Origin of the sequence: Arthrobacter sp. FW306-07-I (genome assembly GCF_021800405.1) — a bacterium.
Classification (GTDB): domain Bacteria; phylum Actinomycetota; class Actinomycetes; order Actinomycetales; family Micrococcaceae; genus Arthrobacter.
Window position 1 is genome coordinate 4,018,546 of the sequence record NZ_CP084550.1, and the last position, 16,260, is coordinate 4,034,805.

15 protein-coding genes are annotated in these 16,260 nt (G+C 66.1%); 10 read left to right on the forward strand and 5 right to left on the reverse strand.

Annotated elements, in window-relative coordinates:
* The 3 genes from dnaK to LFT46_RS18735 all read right to left on the reverse strand — a co-directional run bounded on the left by dnaK (position 1) and on the right by LFT46_RS18735 (position 4,922).
* Positions 1 to 1,878, reverse strand: a complete 1,878-nt coding sequence (dnaK, locus tag LFT46_RS18725) for a molecular chaperone DnaK (protein WP_236799922.1) — start codon at positions 1,876 to 1,878, stop codon at positions 1 to 3.
* A 233-nt stretch (positions 1,879 to 2,111) separates the two neighbouring features.
* Complete coding sequence (locus LFT46_RS18730) at positions 2,112 to 2,552, reverse strand: hypothetical protein (protein WP_236799923.1); 441 nt, start codon at positions 2,550 to 2,552, stop codon at positions 2,112 to 2,114.
* Positions 2,553 to 2,720: 168 nt separating this feature from the next.
* Complete coding sequence (locus LFT46_RS18735; protein WP_236820654.1) at positions 2,721 to 4,922, reverse strand: MMPL family transporter; 2,202 nt, start codon at positions 4,920 to 4,922, stop codon at positions 2,721 to 2,723.
* A gap of 203 nt (positions 4,923 to 5,125) precedes the next feature.
* On the opposite strand from LFT46_RS18735, the gene LFT46_RS18740 reads away from it, so the two are divergent.
* From LFT46_RS18740 to LFT46_RS18770, 7 genes are all read left to right on the forward strand, one after another.
* On the forward strand, positions 5,126 to 5,626 hold the full coding sequence (locus tag LFT46_RS18740; protein WP_236799925.1) for a MarR family winged helix-turn-helix transcriptional regulator: 501 nt from the start codon (positions 5,126 to 5,128) through the stop codon (positions 5,624 to 5,626).
* 29 nt (positions 5,627 to 5,655) lie between these two features.
* Entirely contained in the window at positions 5,656 to 6,474 is an 819-nt protein-coding gene (locus LFT46_RS18745; RefSeq protein WP_236820655.1) for a methyltransferase domain-containing protein, read from the forward strand.
* A gap of 46 nt (positions 6,475 to 6,520) precedes the next feature.
* Entirely contained in the window at positions 6,521 to 7,144 is a 624-nt protein-coding gene (locus LFT46_RS18750; RefSeq protein WP_236799927.1) for a LysE family transporter, read from the forward strand.
* Between the two features lie 135 nt (positions 7,145 to 7,279).
* Positions 7,280 to 7,813, forward strand: a complete 534-nt coding sequence (locus tag LFT46_RS18755) for a low molecular weight protein-tyrosine-phosphatase (protein ID WP_236799928.1) — start codon at positions 7,280 to 7,282, stop codon at positions 7,811 to 7,813.
* A gap of 78 nt (positions 7,814 to 7,891) precedes the next feature.
* A complete protein-coding gene (locus LFT46_RS18760) occupies positions 7,892 to 8,443 on the forward strand; it encodes a DUF2231 domain-containing protein (protein ID WP_236799929.1) in 552 nt (183 codons plus the stop codon).
* Positions 8,444 to 8,476: 33 nt separating this feature from the next.
* Positions 8,477 to 10,543, forward strand: coding sequence for an aminodeoxychorismate synthase component I (pabB, locus tag LFT46_RS18765; RefSeq protein WP_236820656.1), 2,067 nt, complete (start codon positions 8,477 to 8,479; stop codon positions 10,541 to 10,543).
* A 163-nt stretch (positions 10,544 to 10,706) separates the two neighbouring features.
* Positions 10,707 to 11,981 (forward strand): multidrug effflux MFS transporter, encoded by a 1,275-nt coding sequence (locus LFT46_RS18770; RefSeq protein WP_236820657.1) that lies wholly within the window; start codon positions 10,707 to 10,709, stop codon positions 11,979 to 11,981.
* A gap of 18 nt (positions 11,982 to 11,999) precedes the next feature.
* On the opposite strand, the gene cls is transcribed toward LFT46_RS18770, so the two are convergent.
* Positions 12,000 to 13,475: a cardiolipin synthase gene (gene cls, locus LFT46_RS18775; protein WP_373462170.1), complete on the reverse strand. Its 1,476-nt coding sequence runs from the start codon at positions 13,473 to 13,475 to the stop codon at positions 12,000 to 12,002.
* 93 nt (positions 13,476 to 13,568) lie between these two features.
* On the opposite strand from cls, the gene LFT46_RS18780 reads away from it, so the two are divergent.
* Both LFT46_RS18780 and LFT46_RS18785 read left to right on the forward strand, forming a co-directional pair.
* Complete coding sequence (locus tag LFT46_RS18780; protein ID WP_236820658.1) at positions 13,569 to 14,498, forward strand: aminodeoxychorismate lyase; 930 nt, start codon at positions 13,569 to 13,571, stop codon at positions 14,496 to 14,498.
* A gap of 60 nt (positions 14,499 to 14,558) precedes the next feature.
* Positions 14,559 to 15,023: a pyridoxamine 5'-phosphate oxidase family protein gene (locus LFT46_RS18785; RefSeq protein WP_236820659.1), complete on the forward strand. Its 465-nt coding sequence runs from the start codon at positions 14,559 to 14,561 to the stop codon at positions 15,021 to 15,023.
* 17 nt (positions 15,024 to 15,040) lie between these two features.
* Here the strand turns inward: LFT46_RS18785 and LFT46_RS18790 are convergent, their stop codons facing one another.
* Positions 15,041 to 15,745 carry a TetR/AcrR family transcriptional regulator C-terminal domain-containing protein gene (locus tag LFT46_RS18790; RefSeq protein ID WP_236820660.1) on the reverse strand — a complete coding sequence of 235 codons (705 nt, stop codon included), beginning with the start codon at positions 15,743 to 15,745 and terminating at the stop codon, positions 15,041 to 15,043.
* 227 nt (positions 15,746 to 15,972) lie between these two features.
* On the opposite strand from LFT46_RS18790, the gene LFT46_RS18795 reads away from it, so the two are divergent.
* On the forward strand, positions 15,973 to 16,227 hold the full coding sequence (locus tag LFT46_RS18795; RefSeq protein WP_236820661.1) for a hypothetical protein: 255 nt from the start codon (positions 15,973 to 15,975) through the stop codon (positions 16,225 to 16,227).
* Positions 16,228 to 16,260 lie beyond the last annotated feature (33 nt).

Genomic DNA, 16,260 nt, shown 5'->3' on the forward strand with positions numbered 1-16,260 from the left:
TTACTTCTTCGCTTCGTCTTCGTCGATGATCTCGGCGTCGACGATGTCCTCGTCGGAGGAACCTGCCGAAGCTCCGGCGGCACCTTCGGCACCTGCAGCGCCTGCAGCCCCTGCGCCGTCCGGGGAACCGGCCTGGGCGTAGATCGCTTCGCCGAGCTTGGTCTGGGAAGCCTGAAGCTTCTCGAACGCAGACTTCACAGCGGCGTCGTCGGTGCCTTCGAGGGCCTTCTTGAGGCTGTCAACGTCGCCCTGGACCTCGGTCTTGACCTCTTCGGGCAGCTTGTCCGCGTTGTCGGCGATCAGCTTGTCCACGGAGTAGGCCAGCTGCTCGGCGGTGTTGCGGGTGTCGGTTGCCTCGCGGCGGGCCTTGTCCTCGGCTGCGTGCTCCTCGGCGTCACGGACCATGCGCTCGATGTCTTCCTTGGAAAGGCTGGAGCCACCGGTGATGGTCATGGACTGTTCCTTGCCGGTGCCCTTGTCCTTCGCGGAGACGTGGACGATGCCGTTGGCGTCGATGTCGAAGGTGACCTCAACCTGCGGAACACCACGCGGTGCCGGGGCGATGCCGGTCAGCTCGAAGGTGCCCAGCGGCTTGTTGTCGCGGGTGAATTCACGCTCGCCCTGGAAGACCTGGATGGCCACGGACGGCTGGTTATCGTCGGCGGTGGTGAAGGTCTCCGACCGCTTGGTGGGGATGGCGGTGTTGCGCTCGATCAGGTGCGTCATCACGCCGCCCTTGGTTTCGATGCCGAGGGACAGCGGGGTGACGTCGATCAGGAGGACGTCCTTGCGCTCACCCTTCAGCACACCTGCCTGCAGGGCTGCACCGACTGCCACGACCTCGTCCGGGTTGACGCCCTTGTTGGGCTCCTTGCCGCCGGCCAGTTCCTTCACCAGCTCGGAGACGGCGGGCATACGGGTTGAGCCACCGACCAGCACGATGTGGTTGATGTCGGAGAGCTTGATGCCGGCTTCCTTGATGACGTCGTGGAACGGCTTCTTGGTGCGCTCGAGCAGGTCCTTGGTGAGGTCCTGGAACTTGGCGCGGGTCAGCTGCTCATCCAGGTGGACCGGGCCGTCGGGGGTGACGGAGAGGTACTGGAGCGAGACGTTGGTGCTGGACGATGAGGACAGTTCCTTCTTGGCCTGCTCGGCGGCTTCGCGGAGGCGCTGCAGGGCGATCTTGTCCTTGGAGAGGTCGATGCCCTTGACCTTGAGCTGGTTCAGCAGGTAATCAACGACGCGCTGGTCCCAGTCGTCGCCGCCCAGTCGGTTGTCACCGGCGGTGGCACGAACCTGGATGGTGGAGAAGTTGTCTTCGTCCTTGCCGACTTCCAGCAGGGAGACGTCGAAGGTACCGCCACCGAGGTCGAAGACCAGGATGAGTTCGTCTTCCTTGCCTTTGTCCAGGCCGTAGGCGAGTGCTGCGGCGGTGGGCTCGTTGACGATGCGCAGGACGTTCAGGCCGGCGATTTCGCCGGCTTCCTTGGTGGCCTGGCGCTCGGCGTCGTTGAAGTAGGCCGGAACGGTGATGACGGCGTCGGTGACCTTTTCACCCAGGTAGGACTCGGCGTCGTTCTTCAGCTTCATGAGGATACGCGCGGAGATTTCCTGCGGGGTGTACTTCTTGTCGTCGATGGCCACGGTCCAGTCGGTGCCCATGTGGCGCTTGACCGAAGCGATGGTGCGCTCGATGTTGTTGACGGCCTGGCGCTTGGCGATCTCGCCAACCAGGACCTCGCCGGACTTGGAGAATGCAACGACCGACGGCGTGGTGCGGCCACCCTCGGCGTTGGCAATAACGGTGGGCTCGCCACCTTCGAGAACGGAGACGACGGAGTTGGTGGTTCCGAGGTCGATACCTACTGCACGTGACATGTGTTGCTTCCTTCTTTCCTTGGAAACTGGTTGGCGCCCTAAGCGTTGAGCGTTCTGCACTCAACTCTACTCAGGGCGCCACCGATGTCAATCCAAAGTTGAGCGGACCCCGCTCAACTTTGAAATGTGTCCAGGCTTAAGGCCGCAAAATTCCTTGTGTTTCCGGCATCCAAAGAAAGATGTACGACGGCGGCAGGGCAGTTCGCTCTGCGAGAACGGCGCCGCCGGGCTGCTTAGCGCTCCGTGCCGCGGTCTCCGTGGAGGGGTCCGCGTTCCTCCGTTGTCGCCTGCATCTGGCCGCCGCCGGTCAGCCCTTCTCGGATGACTTTCTCGGTGCGGGCATCACCGGCCGTCCCGGCATCACCGTAATTGCCTTCCTCATACTCGCCCTCCGGCGTACCCCGCTCCGGCTCATTGAGGGCACCCGCGTCGCCATAGTCGCCGTCTTCGTATTGCCCGTCTTCCCCCGCATTTTCCGCGCGGGTGCCGGCAGGCCCGGCGTCCCCGTAATCGCCCTCCAGGTACTGGCCCTCACCCGCGCCCTCCGCCGGCCTGTCCACGGCTCCGGCGTCGCCGTAATCGCCATCCACGTACTGCCCACCTTCCCCTTCCAGTCCAGGTGCGCTGCTGCCGCTGCGGGGTTCCTCGGCTGCAAATTCCGGGTTCTCAGTCATGGTGCATCTCTCCTTCGAGGCTCCGCGTCCGTGCGGGCGCATTGGCAGTCTACCGACGGGGCGGGCGCACCAACAGGGTTCCGGCGGCCCGCATCGCCCACTGGAAACGGCTGTTGCCGCCACCGTGGAATGGTGGCGGCAACAGGGTTAGGGCGGGAAAGGCAGGGACTAGCGGGTGGGAACCTCTTCCAGGGGCTCGACGCCGGGCTCCCGCGGCTGCACGGCGTTTCCGCCGTCGGTCCGCCCCAGCTTGCTGGGCCACCAGATTCGAGGGCCGATGTCGTAGGCCAGGGCCGGGACCAGCAGCGAGCGCACCAGCATGGTGTCCAGCAGGACGCCGAAGGCCACGATGAAGGCCAGCTGCACCAGGAACATGATCGGAATGACACCCAATGCCGCAAAGGTGGCGGCCAGCACCACGCCTGCGGAGGTGATGACGCCGCCGGTCACGCCGAGGCCGCGGAGGATGCCGGGGCGGGTGCCATGCTTGAGCGATTCCTCCCGGACCCGGCTCATCAGGAAGATGTTGTAGTCCACGCCCAGGGCCACCAGGAACACGAAACCGAACAACGGAACGGTTGCGTCGGCGCCGGGGAAGCCGAAGAGGTTGTTGAACACGAAGGCCGAGACTCCCAGCGCGGCTGCGTAGGACAGCACCACGGAGAGCACCAGCAGGACCGGGGCCACGACGGAGCGCAGCAGCAGCATCAGGATAAAGAGGATCACCACCAGCACCACGGGGATGATGACCACCAGGTCGTGCTGGGCAGTGGTGTTGGTGTCCAGCGCCGTTGCGGTTACGCCGCCAACCAGGGCGCCGGGATCAACGGCCTTCACCTCGGTGCGGAGGGCCTTGATGGTTTCCTCCGCCTCCAGCGAGTCCGCGGCATTGTTCAGCGTGGCATTGATCAGCACCTTTCCGTCCCGTACGTCCGGGGCGCTGGGAGTGCCGGGGGCTCCGGTGATGGGCACACTGCCCGGGCCGAGCAGGTACGCCTCGCCCACGCCGTCGTCCGCTTTCACCTTGGCCAGCACCTCTGCTGCCTTGTCCTGGTCGGCCACCACGACGGCGGGGCTGCCGCTGCCGGCGTCGAAGTGCCGGGCCAGTGCGTCCTGGCCGTCGACGGCATTGGAGGCGGTGAGGATGACATCCGTCTGCGGCACGCCGTTGGCTTTCAGCTGGAACAGGCCGCCTGCGGCGACCAGCAGCAGGAGGACTGAGGCCACCCATACTGTCCTGGGGCGGCGCGACACCAGCGAACCGGTGGCGCGCCACAGGCCCTTCTGGCCTTCGAGCCCGGTGACCAGCTCAGGCTCGCGCTGGTCTGCCGGCAGGAGCTTGGGACGGAAGGGCCAGTACGCGGCCCTGCCAAGCAGAGCCATCAGGGCGGGCAGCAGGGTCAGCGCGGCGAACAGGGCGCACAGGATGCCTGCCGCGGCAACCGGCCCCAGTGCCTTGTTGGAGTTCAGGTCGGAAAAGAGGAGGCACAGCAGCGCGATGATCACGGTGGCGCCGGAGGCCACGATCGGCTCGAAGGACGCTTTCCAGGCGGTCAGGACGGCGGCGGTGCGGTTGGTGGTGTGGGTGAGGGCCTCGCGGAAGCGGGCTACGAAGAGCAGGGCGTAGTCCGTGGCCGCGCCGATCACCAGGATGGAGAGGATGCCCTGGCTTTGGCCGTTGAGCTGGATCCAGCCGGCCTTGGCCATGCCGAACACCAGCAGGATGGCAGCGCACAGGGCGAACACCGAGGTCAGCAGCACCATGATGGGCAGCAGCAGGGACCGATAGACGATCAGGAGGATCACGAACACGGCGGACAGGGCCACGAGCAGCAGGATGCCGTCGATTCCGCCGAACGCAGCGGTAAGGTCCGCCGCAAGTCCGGCCGGACCGGTCACGAAGGTCTGGGCACCTTCGGGCGCTGCCTCCTTGACCGTGTCGCGGAGTTCCTTGACGGCGTCCTTGAGCTCGGCCGACGATCCGATGGGCACAACGAACTGCACAGCCTTGGCGTCATTGGAGGGAATTGGGCCGATGACGGTGCTGCCCAGCTTGAGGTTCTCAAGGTCGGCCTTCAGGGTGGCAAGTTCGCCCAGCTGCGGGGGCGTGAATGCCTCGCTCTTCTCGATGACGATGATGCCGGGGACTTCGTCGGAGTCACGGAACTTCGCCTGCCAATCCTGGGCCTCCGTGGCCTCGGCGCTGGCGGGCAGGAAGGAGGCCTGGTCGTTGGACGAAACCTCCTCCAGGCGGCCGAAGGTTGGGCCGCCCACGCCCGCGAGGCCCAGCCAGGTCAGCACCAGGACAACCGGGACCAGCCAGCGCAGCCAGAACGGGACACGTTCCCTGCCAACTTTTGTGCGTTTCATGATGCCTTCCGGGGGTGAGCAGGAGGAGTAGTATTTGTTCCAGCATAGATTATCTCCATGACAGAGATAAGTGCCAGTCAAGCTTTTTTCGTTTCGCCGGAACTATTGCCCGGCGGGTGCAGGTGGCTCCATGGGGCCTGGAGTAATATCCGTCAGGACGCCTGGGCAAAACTCGGCGCAGGAATGAAAGCTGGGAGGTGGAGATGGCGGAGAACAAGGCTCCGGATGCTTCCCCTTTTGAGCAGGCAGGCCCGGAGTTCGGGCACCCGCTGCTGCGGATCCTGCAGGAGTTCACCATCGAGGCGAACCGCTACGTGGATGCCGCCGGGGACCGCAAGGACATGCACCGCACGGACATGAACGCCCTCGCCGTGATCATGCGCCATACCGCCAGGGGCAACGTGGTGACGCCCGGCCTGCTGCGGAAGGAACTGAACCTGAGTTCACCCGCCACTACCGCACTGATCGACCGGCTGGACCAATCCGGGCATGTGGTCCGGGAACGCCACAGCACGGATCGGCGTCAGGTCCAGCTCAAGATGACACCGAAGGCATTCCGGGAAGGGGGTGCCATCTTCGCTCCGCTGGCGCAGCACATGGGCAGCGCCATCGCCGGCTTCTCGGAGGAGGAGCTGGACACTGTCACGCGCTTCATGACGGCAATGATTGACGCAACCGTGGCGGCAAGGACGGAATCCGAATAGCAGGACCGATGGAGGGGTAGCGTTTGATCATGAGTGCGCAGCAGCCCGAAGACGACGTTTACACGCACGGCCACCACGAATCGGTGGTCCGCGCCCATGCCGCCAGGACCGCCGAAAATTCCGCGGCCTTCGTCCTCCCCTACCTCACGCCCGGGTCGACCCTGCTGGACGTCGGCTGCGGACCGGGCACCATCACCTGCGACTTCGCCGCCCTGGTCAACCCCGGAAAGGTCACCGGGTTGGACCGTTCACCGGACATCGTCGCCCAGGCTCAGGCGCTCGCCGTCGAACGGGAAGTGCCCAATGTGGACTTCGTGGCGGGCAACATCTATGACCTCGACTTTCCCGACGAAAGCTTCGACGTCGTCCATGCCCACCAGGTACTCCAGCACCTGACCGATCCCGTGGAGGCCCTGCGGGAGATGCGGCGCGTGGCCAAGCCGGGCGGCATCGTGGCGGTACGGGACGCCGACTTCCACGGCATGAGCTGGTACCCCGAAATCCCTGAGCTGGACGAGTGGATGGACCTGTACCAGCGGATCGCGCGCCGCAACGGAGCAGAGCCCGACGCCGGGCGGCGGCTGGTCAGCTGGGCCCAGTCCGCGGGCTTCACCGATGTCGCCCCCACCAGCAGCAACTGGCTTTACGCGACCGCACAGCAGCGCCGCTGGCAGGCACGCGTCTGGGGTGAGCGGGTACTGCATTCAGCCTTCGCCGAGCAGGCGCTGGAGTACGGGTACGCCGAGCCCGCGGACCTGGCGCGGATCTCGGCCGGCTGGCACCGCTGGGGCTCCACGGACGACGGCTGGTTCCTGATCCCCAACGGCGAGGTCATCGCCCGGGCGTAGTTCCGCCGCTCGCCGTGGACACCCGCACCCCACGTAATATTGTTTAGTGCAATTTTCCCTGTGGCTGGCCCTGGCGGGTGCCGGCGTCCTGATCAGCTTCACCCCGGGGGCCGGGGCCATCAACACCATGAGCAACTCGCTCAACGCCGGCTTCCGCCGCTCCATATGGGGAATCCTGGGCCAGCAGGCGGCCCTCATAGTGCACGTCCTGATCGTGGCCCTGGGCGTTGGGGTGCTGGTGGCGAGCTCCCCCATCGCCTTCAATGTGATCCGCTATGCCGGGGCCGCCTACCTGGTGTACCTGGGCATCCGCCAGTTCCTCAGCAAGCCCGCGGCCGCGCAGGAGCAGGCGGCGGTCCTCCGCAACGAGCCCACCTGGTCCATCTTCCGGCGGGGCTTTTGGGTCAACCTGTTGAACCCCAAGGCGATCGTCTTTTTCCTTGCGTTCACGCCGCAGTTCATCCGGCCGGATCAGCCCCTGTTCACCCAGTACGCCATTCTGACAGCCACCATCGTGGCCATCGACATCCTGGTGATGTGGTTCTTTTTCGCAGCAGCCGCGCGTTCGTTCCAGCGGTTTACCAGCACCGAGCAGGGCCAACTGGTGCTCAGCAGGGTCTTCGGCGTCCTGTTCGTCGGCGTGGGAATCCTGCTGGCACTGATCCACTGACAGGGGCCTTTTCCACTCCCGCCACGGGGATGGCCCGTACCCATTTCGGGCCAAGTAATGCATCTTTACAAGCTTGTAAAACAATGTGAACAGCCGGGTAGCCAAGAGGGTTCGGCAGCGCGCATGCTTAGTCCCATGAACTCAACGTCGAGCGCATACCGCGTCATCACCGTCTGCACGGGCAACATCTGCCGGTCCCCCATGGCCGAGCTCATGCTCGGGGCAGCCTTGGAACGCGAGGGCCTCGACGGACTGGTGGAGGTGGACTCGGCCGGCACCACGGGTTACGAGGCCGGCCGGCCCATCGATCCCCGGGCAGCCCGCCGGCTCGCCGCGACACAGCTGGCATCGGAGCATCACGTTGCGCGGGAGTGGGAGCCGGACTGGTTCCGCGAGCGCGACCTGATCCTGGCCCTGGACATTGACCACTACGCGTGGCTGACTGAAGCCGCACCGGACCAGGAATCGCTGGACAAGATCCGGATGCTCCGCAGTTTTGATCCCGCCATGGCGGACCGTGACCTGCTGGACCAGGGCATCGAGGATCCCTGGTACGGCGGGCACGCGGATTTCGACGCCGTGTGGCATCAGATCCACGCCGCCCTCCCGGGCCTTGTCCAGCACATCAAGGCCGCCGTCCTGCAGAACACCCAGCTTCAACCGCACTAGGAGCCTCCAAGCGCAGGAAAATCTTCCAGCGGAAGAAAGCCGGTGCAATCCGGCAGCGCCAGGAGTATTTTGTGCTGCATGCACGCCGCATCCAACCCTGGCAGGTACACCCGTCTCCTTGGCGCTTTGGAGGAGGCCAAACGTTTGGACGCTGCCGTCACGGCAGCAGAACCACTGGCGGCCCGGCTGATGGCGCAGCGCAAAGTCCGCACCATCGTCCGCGGCGACACCACCGGCATTCCCCTGCACACCATCCTCACTGACGGCCCGTTCGGCGCCTGGTGGTCCGCGGTGTTCCTGGACCTTTTCGATGACGAGGCCTCACGCCGCTCCTCCCAGCGACTGGTGGCCCTTGGGGTTGTGGCCGCCGTCCCCACAGCCCTGTCCGGCTGGGCAACCTGGTCAGGCAAGGACCGCCCACTGAAGCGCGTCGGCGTTGTGCACGCTGCCGCCAATGCCGCGGCCACGGCCGTCTACGTCGCCTCCTGGCGGGCGCGGTCCCGCGGCAACCACCGGGCGGGGGTACGGCTGGCGCGGATGGGGGCAGTCCTGCTGCTGGTGAGCGGGTTCCTGGGCGGGCACCTCAGCAGCGGGCGGCATGCTTCCCGGCAGGGCGAAGCTCATGGATAAAAGGGGTCGATGGAAAACGGTACGCTCTAGTCCATGAGCCCAGCCCCCGTCATCATCGCCGTCGACGGGCGCTCCGGCGCAGGGAAGACCACCCTCGCCGTCGAACTTGCGGCGCGGCTCCGCGCCCACCACAAGGTCTCACTGTTTCACCTGGAGGACATCTACCCGGGCTGGGACGGGCTGGCCGCCGGAATCGAACGCTATGTCACCACCGTCCTCACGCCGCTGAGCCGCGGCGAGGCAGCCTCCTGGACCAGCTGGGACTGGGAGAACCATTACGACGGCGAGGCCCGGGTGACGCTGCCCGCAGAGATCGTCATCATGGAGGGCGTAGGGGCCGCCGCGGAAGCCGCCCGCCCCATGATCGACGCGGTGATCTGGGCCGAGTCACCGGACGACACCCGCCGGACCCGGGCGCTGGACCGGGACGGCGCAACCTTTGAGCCGTATTGGGACCGGTGGGCTGCCCAGGAAGAAGAATGGCTGGGACGGGACGACGTGCCCGGCCAGGCGGACCTTCGCGTCCAGAACCTCGCTGACGGATCAGCCCCGTCGGACCTGCTGCAGCTCCTCCCCTACCTGCCCGCCCTGGCACCGGTCCTCGCGCCCGAGTTGTCCGCCCGCCGGGGCCTGCGGCTCCGCGCCGAGCGGCTGGATGCCGTGCCGGACGCACCGGCGCTGTTCCAGTCGCTGTACGGCGCAGCGGCCAACGCTGTATGGCTGGATTCCTCGAATGCGGGCAGCTCGCCCGGCGCGGCAGGCGCGGCGGGGCGGACAGCCGCTGAGCGGAGCCGGTTCAGCATCATGGCGGACGACGGCGGCACGTTTGGACAGTCCGTCACGTACCGTTCAGGCGTCAGCCGGATCAGCGCCGGCTCCTGCACGGCACGGGTCCCGGGTCCGTTCTTCCGCTGGCTGGATACCGTCTGGGGCCGGCGGGCCGTGCGCACCCCGGACGGGTATCCCGGCGAGTTCACCCTGGGCTGGCTGGGCTGCCTGGGCTATGAGCTGAAGCGCGAAACCGGGGGCAGTGACGTTTCCGCGCCCACCCCGGATGCTGCCTTGATTTTTGCCGGCCGGGCGGTGGTCCTGGACCACGCCGAAGGCGCCGCCTGGCTGCTGGCGCTGGAGGCACCGGACGCCGGGGAATGGCTGGCCCGGGCGCGCGCGGCCGTGGAAGCCGCCGCAAGCGCAACCGCGGACGCCGGCGGCAGCACCGGCGTCGTACCTTCCCCACCGCCCGTCTTCCGAAGCCGGGACACCGGCCCCAGGTACCGGGAAAAGATCGCCGCCGCCCAGCACGAAATCGCCGAGGGAAACACCTACGAGGTGTGCCTGACCACCACGCTCGAAGCCCGGACCCCGGCCGGCTCGCTGGACCCGTGGGCCACCTACCTGGCGCTGCGCCGCAGGAATCCGGCACCGTTTGCCAGCTACCTGCGGCTGGGAGACGTTGCCGTGGCCAGCACGTCCCCCGAGCGGTTCCTGAAGATAGCCTCCGACGGCGGCATGCGCGCCGAGCCAATCAAGGGCACCCGGCGCCGGGCTGCCGACCCGGCGGAGGACAGCAGGCTGCGCACGGACCTGGCCACGTCCCTCAAGGACCGGGCCGAAAATATCATGATCGTGGACCTGCTGCGCAACGACCTCAGCCACTTCGCAGAACCGGGATCCGTTACGGTCAGCCGGCTTTGCGCGATCGAAAGCTATGCAACAGTCCACCAGATGGTCAGCACCATCGATGCGCAGCTCCTCCCGGGGGCGCCGCGGGCAGAGGCGGTGGCGGCTTGTTTCCCGGCCGGCTCCATGACCGGAGCACCCAAGATCAGCACCATGGCCATCCTGGACCGGTTGGAGGCGGGGCCGCGGGGGCTCTATTCCGGTGCCATCGGCTACTTCTCGCTCAACGGGGCGGCCGATCTCGCCGTCGCCATCCGGACGCTGGTGCTCAACACGGCAGGGGACGGGACTGTGGAACTGTCACTCGGCGTCGGGGGCGCCATCACCTCGGACTCCGTTGCCGACGAGGAGTACGAGGAGATCCGCACCAAGGCCTATGGCGTCCTCTCCACGCTGAGCGCAGTCTTTCCGGAAGACTGACGGCCGGCATGGCCCGGCTCCTGCCATCGGCAACCACGCTGCATCCACACTGCGGACGCCCGTTTAGGAGAACGGTGCAGGGGGTAGGGCCTCAGAGCGTCAGCTGAACCGCTCAAGCCAGGCGGCGGACTCCAAAGGCGCTTCCACGAGTTAGGTTTGCCGCGTGACGGACTCCTCCCATCCCCACACCAGCAGGAAGCATGCACCGCGCAGCTTCAAATACGTCCTCATGCTTGGCGCCCTGGCCGCGCTTCCGGCCCTCACCACGGACATGTACCTGCCCTCGCTGCCCGCAGTGGAAGCCGATCTGCACACCACCCAGACCGCGGCCCAGCTGACATTGTCCGGGACCCTCGTCGGGGCAGGCTTTGGCCAGCTGGTGATCGGCCCGTTCTCGGACCGGTTCGGGCGAAGGCTGCCGCTCATCATCGGCATTTCCCTGCACGTGGCCATCTCGCTGCTGTGCTCCATCACGCCGAACATCGAAACACTGACAGGGCTGCGCGTGCTGCAGGGCTTCTTCAACGCGGCCGCTGCCGTGGTGGCACTCGCCGTGATCCGCGACCGCTTCGTTGGCTCTGCCGCCGCCCGGCTGCTGTCCCGGCTGATGCTTGTCATCGGCGTGGCACCGCTGCTCGCGCCCACCGTGGGACAGGCGATCGCCGGGATCTGGAATTGGCGTGCCGTCTTCTACGCGCTGGCGCTCATCGGGGTGGTCCTGGTGGCAATCGTGCTGAAGTTCATGCCGGAGACGTTGCCGGAGGACCGTCGCAGCCCCGGCCACCCCAAGCACGTGGCCAGGGCCTACTGGGAGCTGCTGCGGGACAGGCATTTCATGGCGCTGGCCGTCATTCCCGGGCTGGGGCTGGCCCTGATCATGAGCTACGTGGTGGGATCGCCCTTCGTCTTCCAGAACGAATACGGCCTCACCGCCCAACAGTTCGCCCTCGTCTTCGCCCTCAACGGCGCCGCGCTCGTCCTCTCGGCCCAGCTCAACGCTGCCCTGGTCCGCAAATTCCCGCCGGTCCGCCTCCTGCGCACCGCGCTCGTGGTCCAGCTGGTCCTTGCCCTGCTGCTGCTCGTGGTGGTGGCCACCGGTGCCGGCGGAGCGTTCGGGGTGATAGCCGGACTCTGGCTGGTGCTGTCGATGCAGGGGATGGTCCCGGCGAACGCCTCCGTCCTGGCCCTGCACAATTACGGCCACATGGCGGGAACGGCGGCAGCGGTGATCGGTGCCCTGCAGTCCGGGGTGGCCGGACTGGTCAGCCCCCTGGTGGGGGTCCTGGGCGGAAATTCGCTGTCAATGGTCATTGTCATGATCGGCAGCTGCGCCCTGGCGGTCGCGGTGCTTGCCGTGGGAACTCCCGCGTTCCGGAAGGGCGGCTGGGCAGAAAACGCAGGGCTCGACGACGGCCAGCGCGTCAGTGCCGACGACTAGCTTTACAGCACAGCGCCTCTACTGGACGGTGGCTGTCAGCCGGGCCACGTTGTCCACATACCGCGCCGCGAGCGGCCGCTTGACCCAGTCCGCAAGCTTAAGCTCGTGGGAGATGTCCCGGTAGGTGTCCTCCACCGCCCGCATCTTGTTCACGATGTCCTCGCCCAGGAGCATCACGGACACCTCAAGGTTCAGCGAGAAGGACCGCATGTCCATGTTGCTGGAGCCCAGGACGGCCACCTCATCGTCGATGGTGAAGTGCTTTGCATGCAGCACGAACGGAGCCTTGTACAGGTAGATGCGCACGCCGGCTTCGAGGAGGGCCTCGTAGTAGGACCGCTGGGCGTGGTGGACCAGGAACTGGTCGCCCTTCTCGGACACGAACAGCTCCACGTCAACGCCGCGCTGGGCCGCCGTGGTGATGGCGTACAGCAGGGAATCGTCCGGAACGAAGTAGGGGCTGCAGATGGAGATCCGGTGCTGCGCCGAGTAGATCAGGGTATTGAACAGGCGCAGGTTGTTTTCGGTGATGAACCCCGGGCCGCTGGGCACCACCTGGGCAGTGATGCCGCCGGGATGGGGGTCGGAGGGAAGCTGCAGCTGGTGTTCCAGCGAATCGTCGGTTTCGCTCAGCCAGTCGGTGGCGAACACGACGTTCAGGGTGGTGACGATCGGTCCGCGCAGGCACGCCATCAGCTCCACCCATTCGCGGCCCGCCTTGCGGTGGCGGGGGTTGTTGTAGGAGGGCTCGATCAGGTTCTGTGACCCAGTGAACGCGATTTCGCCGTCCACCACCATGATCTTGCGGTGGTTGCGGAGGTCCGGGCGGCGCCACTGGCCGTGGATGGGCAGGAGCGGCAGCATCCGCTTCCACTGGATCTTGCCCGCTTTGAGGCGCTTCAGCAGCTTCTTGTAGCCCTTGATACGCAGCGTGCCAATGTGGTCGAAGAGGAGACGGACTTCGACGCCGCGCTCGGCGGCTTCCTCCAAGGCGGTGAGGAGATCGTTGGTGACGTGGTCCGAGCTCATGATGTAGAACTCGGCATTGACGAACTTCTTCGCCTTCCGCACCGCCTTAGTCATCTCCAGGATGGAGTCCGGGTAGCCGGGGATGAGGTCCACGGTGTTGCCGTCCACCATGGGCAGCGAACCCAGCGTGCGGTTCAGCTCAGCAGCGGACTTGACCCACTCGGGGCCGGGATAGTCGCTTTCGACGTCGGAGAGCGACGTGATGCCGGCCCGCACCCGCTCGTTGACCAGCTGCTGCTGCGCGCGGCGCCGGCTGGAGAGCTGGAAATTGCCGAACAGCAGGAACAGGAGGATGCCCACGAAGGGAATGAAGAAAATCCCCAGCAGCCAGGCCATGGCCGTGGTGGGGCGTCTGTTGCCGGGAATGATGCCCAGGGCCAGGACCCGGATGGCCAGGTCTACAAAGCCAAGAAGCACCACCACCCACGTCGGCGCGGTGCCGGCAAGCGAAAAAGGCCACAACACGTCTATAACTCCCGGGAGATTGGGCTCCGGAGGACGGCTTCCGGCCGGGGCACTCTGCCCAGCTTATCCGCGGTGCCGCACTAAGCTGGTGCCATGACCTCTCCAGCCCCAGTGGTTCTCCTTTTCCTCGATCCCGCATTTCCTGACGGCAGGGTGGCCGATGCGTCCAAACCCCAGCTGCTGGTCACGGATCTTGGGGTTACCAGGGGCGACGGCGTCTTCGAAACCATGCTGGCGGTGGGCGGGTCAGTGCGGAAAATGCAGGCCCACCTGGACCGGATGGCAGGCTCCGCCGCGGCACTGGACCTGGACATCCCGGACCAGGATGCGTGGCGCCGCGCCATTGCCGCTGCCGTGGCGCGGCACCGGTCAGAGTACCCGCCCGCCGATCCTGCTGCCGATGAACTGGTGGTCAAGCTTGTGGTGACCCGCGGCGTGGAGGGTGCCCCCGCTCCTACAGCCTGGGTGCAGGCATCGCCCGCGGGGGCTACCGGCCGCCGGCAGCGTGAAACAGGTATTGACGTCATCCTCCTTGACCGCGGCTACGACAGTGACGTGGCCGAACGGGCGCCCTGGCTGCTTCTGGGCGCCAAGACGCTTTCCTACGCCGTCAATATGGCCGCGCTCCGCTACGCGCATAAGCAGGGCGCGGACGACGTCATCTTCCTGTCCTCCGATGGCCGCGTCCTGGAAGGCCCCACGTCCACGGTGCTGCTGGCGCATGTGGGAAAGTCCGACGACGGCACGCCTGTGAAGCGCCTCATCACACCCCAGCTGGACAGCGGCATCCTCCCGGGAACCTCCCAGGGCGCGCTTTTCGCTGCCGCCAAGGCGGCGGGCTGGGAGCTGGGTTACGGCCCGCTGGAGCCGCAGGACCTCCTGGACGCGGATGCGGTCTGGCTGATCTCGAGCGTCCGCCTTCTTGCCCCTGTGAACACGATCGACGGCAAGCAGATCGGCAGCCCGTCCGTCCAGAAGGAACTGACCGCCGAGTTGAGCGGACTTTTCGCCGGCATCCACTAGGCCCTGCAACAGGCGCTTAATCCCTTTTCCCGTTCCCGCATCACCCGTAAGGTGTGGACCATGGACTCGCGAAACCTGCCGATCGAAAACCTGTCCTTCGACGACTGCTGGGAACTGCTTGAGAATGACACGGTGGGCAGGCTGGCCATCGTGGTGGACGGGCATCCGGAAATCTTCCCCGTGAACTACGTTGTGCACCTGCGCAGCATCGTCTTCCGCACCGCTCCGGGCTCAAAACTTTGGGGCGCCAGGATGGAGCGGCCGGCGGCGCTGGAAATTGACGGCTACGACCCCTCGACGGAACAGGCCTGGAGCGTAGTGGTTCGGGGCGACACGGAAATTATCGAGGACCAGGCCGTCCAGGATGCAGTGGACGGACTTGGCCTGGAGCCGTGGCAGCCCGGAGAGAAAGCCAACTATGTCAGGCTGAACGCCAAAGCGTTGACGGGCCGCAGGTTCCAGGTGAACCGGCCGGATGTCTGGAACACCCGCATCCAGGACCGGCGCCGCGCTTCGTTCGAGTAGCGGCCGGCGGCGCCTTGTCAGGCGTGGGAAGTTGGACCCTTTCCGGAAAGCTGTGCTTCCAGCCCGGAAAGCAGGATGGTGAGTCCTTGCTCAAGCTCCGCGCCGCCGTCGTATTCTGCAAGCGCCGGAGCCAGGGCACGCAGCCTGGGAAACTCCTTGGCGGGCAGGCGGTGGAGCCCCAGCCGCAGCAGCACCTCGTTTTCTTCCGGGTCAACGACGTATTCCTGCAGTTCGTTGAGGATGTGTCCGTAGAGAAAGCCGTAGTAGGCGCGGTAGACATGGAGTGCATCCGCCGGCTGGAACCCCGCGGCCACCAGCAGGGACAGGATCTGCTCGAGCGGCCGCAGCGTACCCAGGGGCCGTAGTCCCAGCGGCGTGGACAGGGGCCGCGTTACCAGCAGGGGCACTACGTTGGGATGCTGAAGCGCCAGCGTCCGCAGGTTGTGGGCGATTCTCCGCAGCTGGGCCTTCCAGTCCGGGTCCTCGGGATGGATTCTGAGCTGATTGAGCACCAGTTCCGAGACTCCGTCCAGCAGGGCTGCCCGGTTTTCCGCGTACCGGTAAAGGCTCATGGGGTCCCTGCCGAGCTCTTGCCCCAGCCGGCGCATGGTCAGGGCCTCCAGGCCTTCGGCGTCAACGAGTTCCAGGGCCTTGGTTAGCACAACGTCCCGGCTCAGCCGGGTTTTGGGCGAGCGAGGCCCGGAAGCTGCAGTGGAAGTCATGGATTGGTCCTCGCCCCGCCGGCGGTGGTCCCGGAGTTATTCAAGACGGTTGCCTCACTTGTAGTCTACGAGTAAAGTCTACAGTGTAGACAAGCGGTGAGAGCGCTGTTCGTCCCCTCAGTCTCAGCCGGGGATGGACTATATACCCCGATCGCCCCCGTGCAGGGGATCGCGGTTTGCTGTTGTAGCCACACGGCAGCGCCGAGCACTTAGCGAAGGGAGCCGTCATGGCTAACTCGCAGTTCGATCTGTTCCTCCACGAAGCAACCTATTCCGATCATGTATCCGATTCCAGCCTGAACCGGGACCGCCTCTACGGGCTGTACACCAGCTGGTGCGTGATCAATCAGCAGCCGCTCGGCAGCGAATCCACTTTTTGGTCAGCCATGAAGCACAGGATCAACCCCGGGCACAACCGACTCCGCATGAAGGGTCCAGCTGCGGCCGACTACATCCTCACCAGCTATCCGGGGCTTGTCTAGCTTCCCCGGCCCGCCTTGGGGCACCCCCTGGGC

Bases quoted from the DNA above. Each gene is read 5' to 3' on its own strand.
- LFT46_RS18790 (WP_236820660.1), bottom strand. From the start codon at position 15,745: ATGACTTCCACTGCAGCTTCCGGGCCTCGCTCGCCCAAAACCCGGCTG.
- LFT46_RS18755 (WP_236799928.1), top strand. From the start codon at position 7,280: ATGAACTCAACGTCGAGCGCATACCGCGTCATCACCGTCTGCACGGGC.
- LFT46_RS18745 (WP_236820655.1), top strand. From the start codon at position 5,656: ATGAGTGCGCAGCAGCCCGAAGACGACGTTTACACGCACGGCCACCAC.
- LFT46_RS18730 (WP_236799923.1), bottom strand. From the start codon at position 2,552: ATGACTGAGAACCCGGAATTTGCAGCCGAGGAACCCCGCAGCGGCAGC.
- LFT46_RS18780 (WP_236820658.1), top strand. From the start codon at position 13,569: ATGACCTCTCCAGCCCCAGTGGTTCTCCTTTTCCTCGATCCCGCATTT.
- LFT46_RS18785 (WP_236820659.1), top strand. From the start codon at position 14,559: ATGGACTCGCGAAACCTGCCGATCGAAAACCTGTCCTTCGACGACTGC.
- pabB (WP_236820656.1), top strand. From the start codon at position 8,477: ATGAGCCCAGCCCCCGTCATCATCGCCGTCGACGGGCGCTCCGGCGCA.
- LFT46_RS18740 (WP_236799925.1), top strand. From the start codon at position 5,126: ATGGCGGAGAACAAGGCTCCGGATGCTTCCCCTTTTGAGCAGGCAGGC.
- LFT46_RS18795 (WP_236820661.1), top strand. From the start codon at position 15,973: ATGGCTAACTCGCAGTTCGATCTGTTCCTCCACGAAGCAACCTATTCC.
- LFT46_RS18760 (WP_236799929.1), top strand. From the start codon at position 7,892: ATGCACGCCGCATCCAACCCTGGCAGGTACACCCGTCTCCTTGGCGCT.
- LFT46_RS18735 (WP_236820654.1), bottom strand. From the start codon at position 4,922: ATGAAACGCACAAAAGTTGGCAGGGAACGTGTCCCGTTCTGGCTGCGC.
- dnaK (WP_236799922.1), bottom strand. From the start codon at position 1,878: ATGTCACGTGCAGTAGGTATCGACCTCGGAACCACCAACTCCGTCGTC.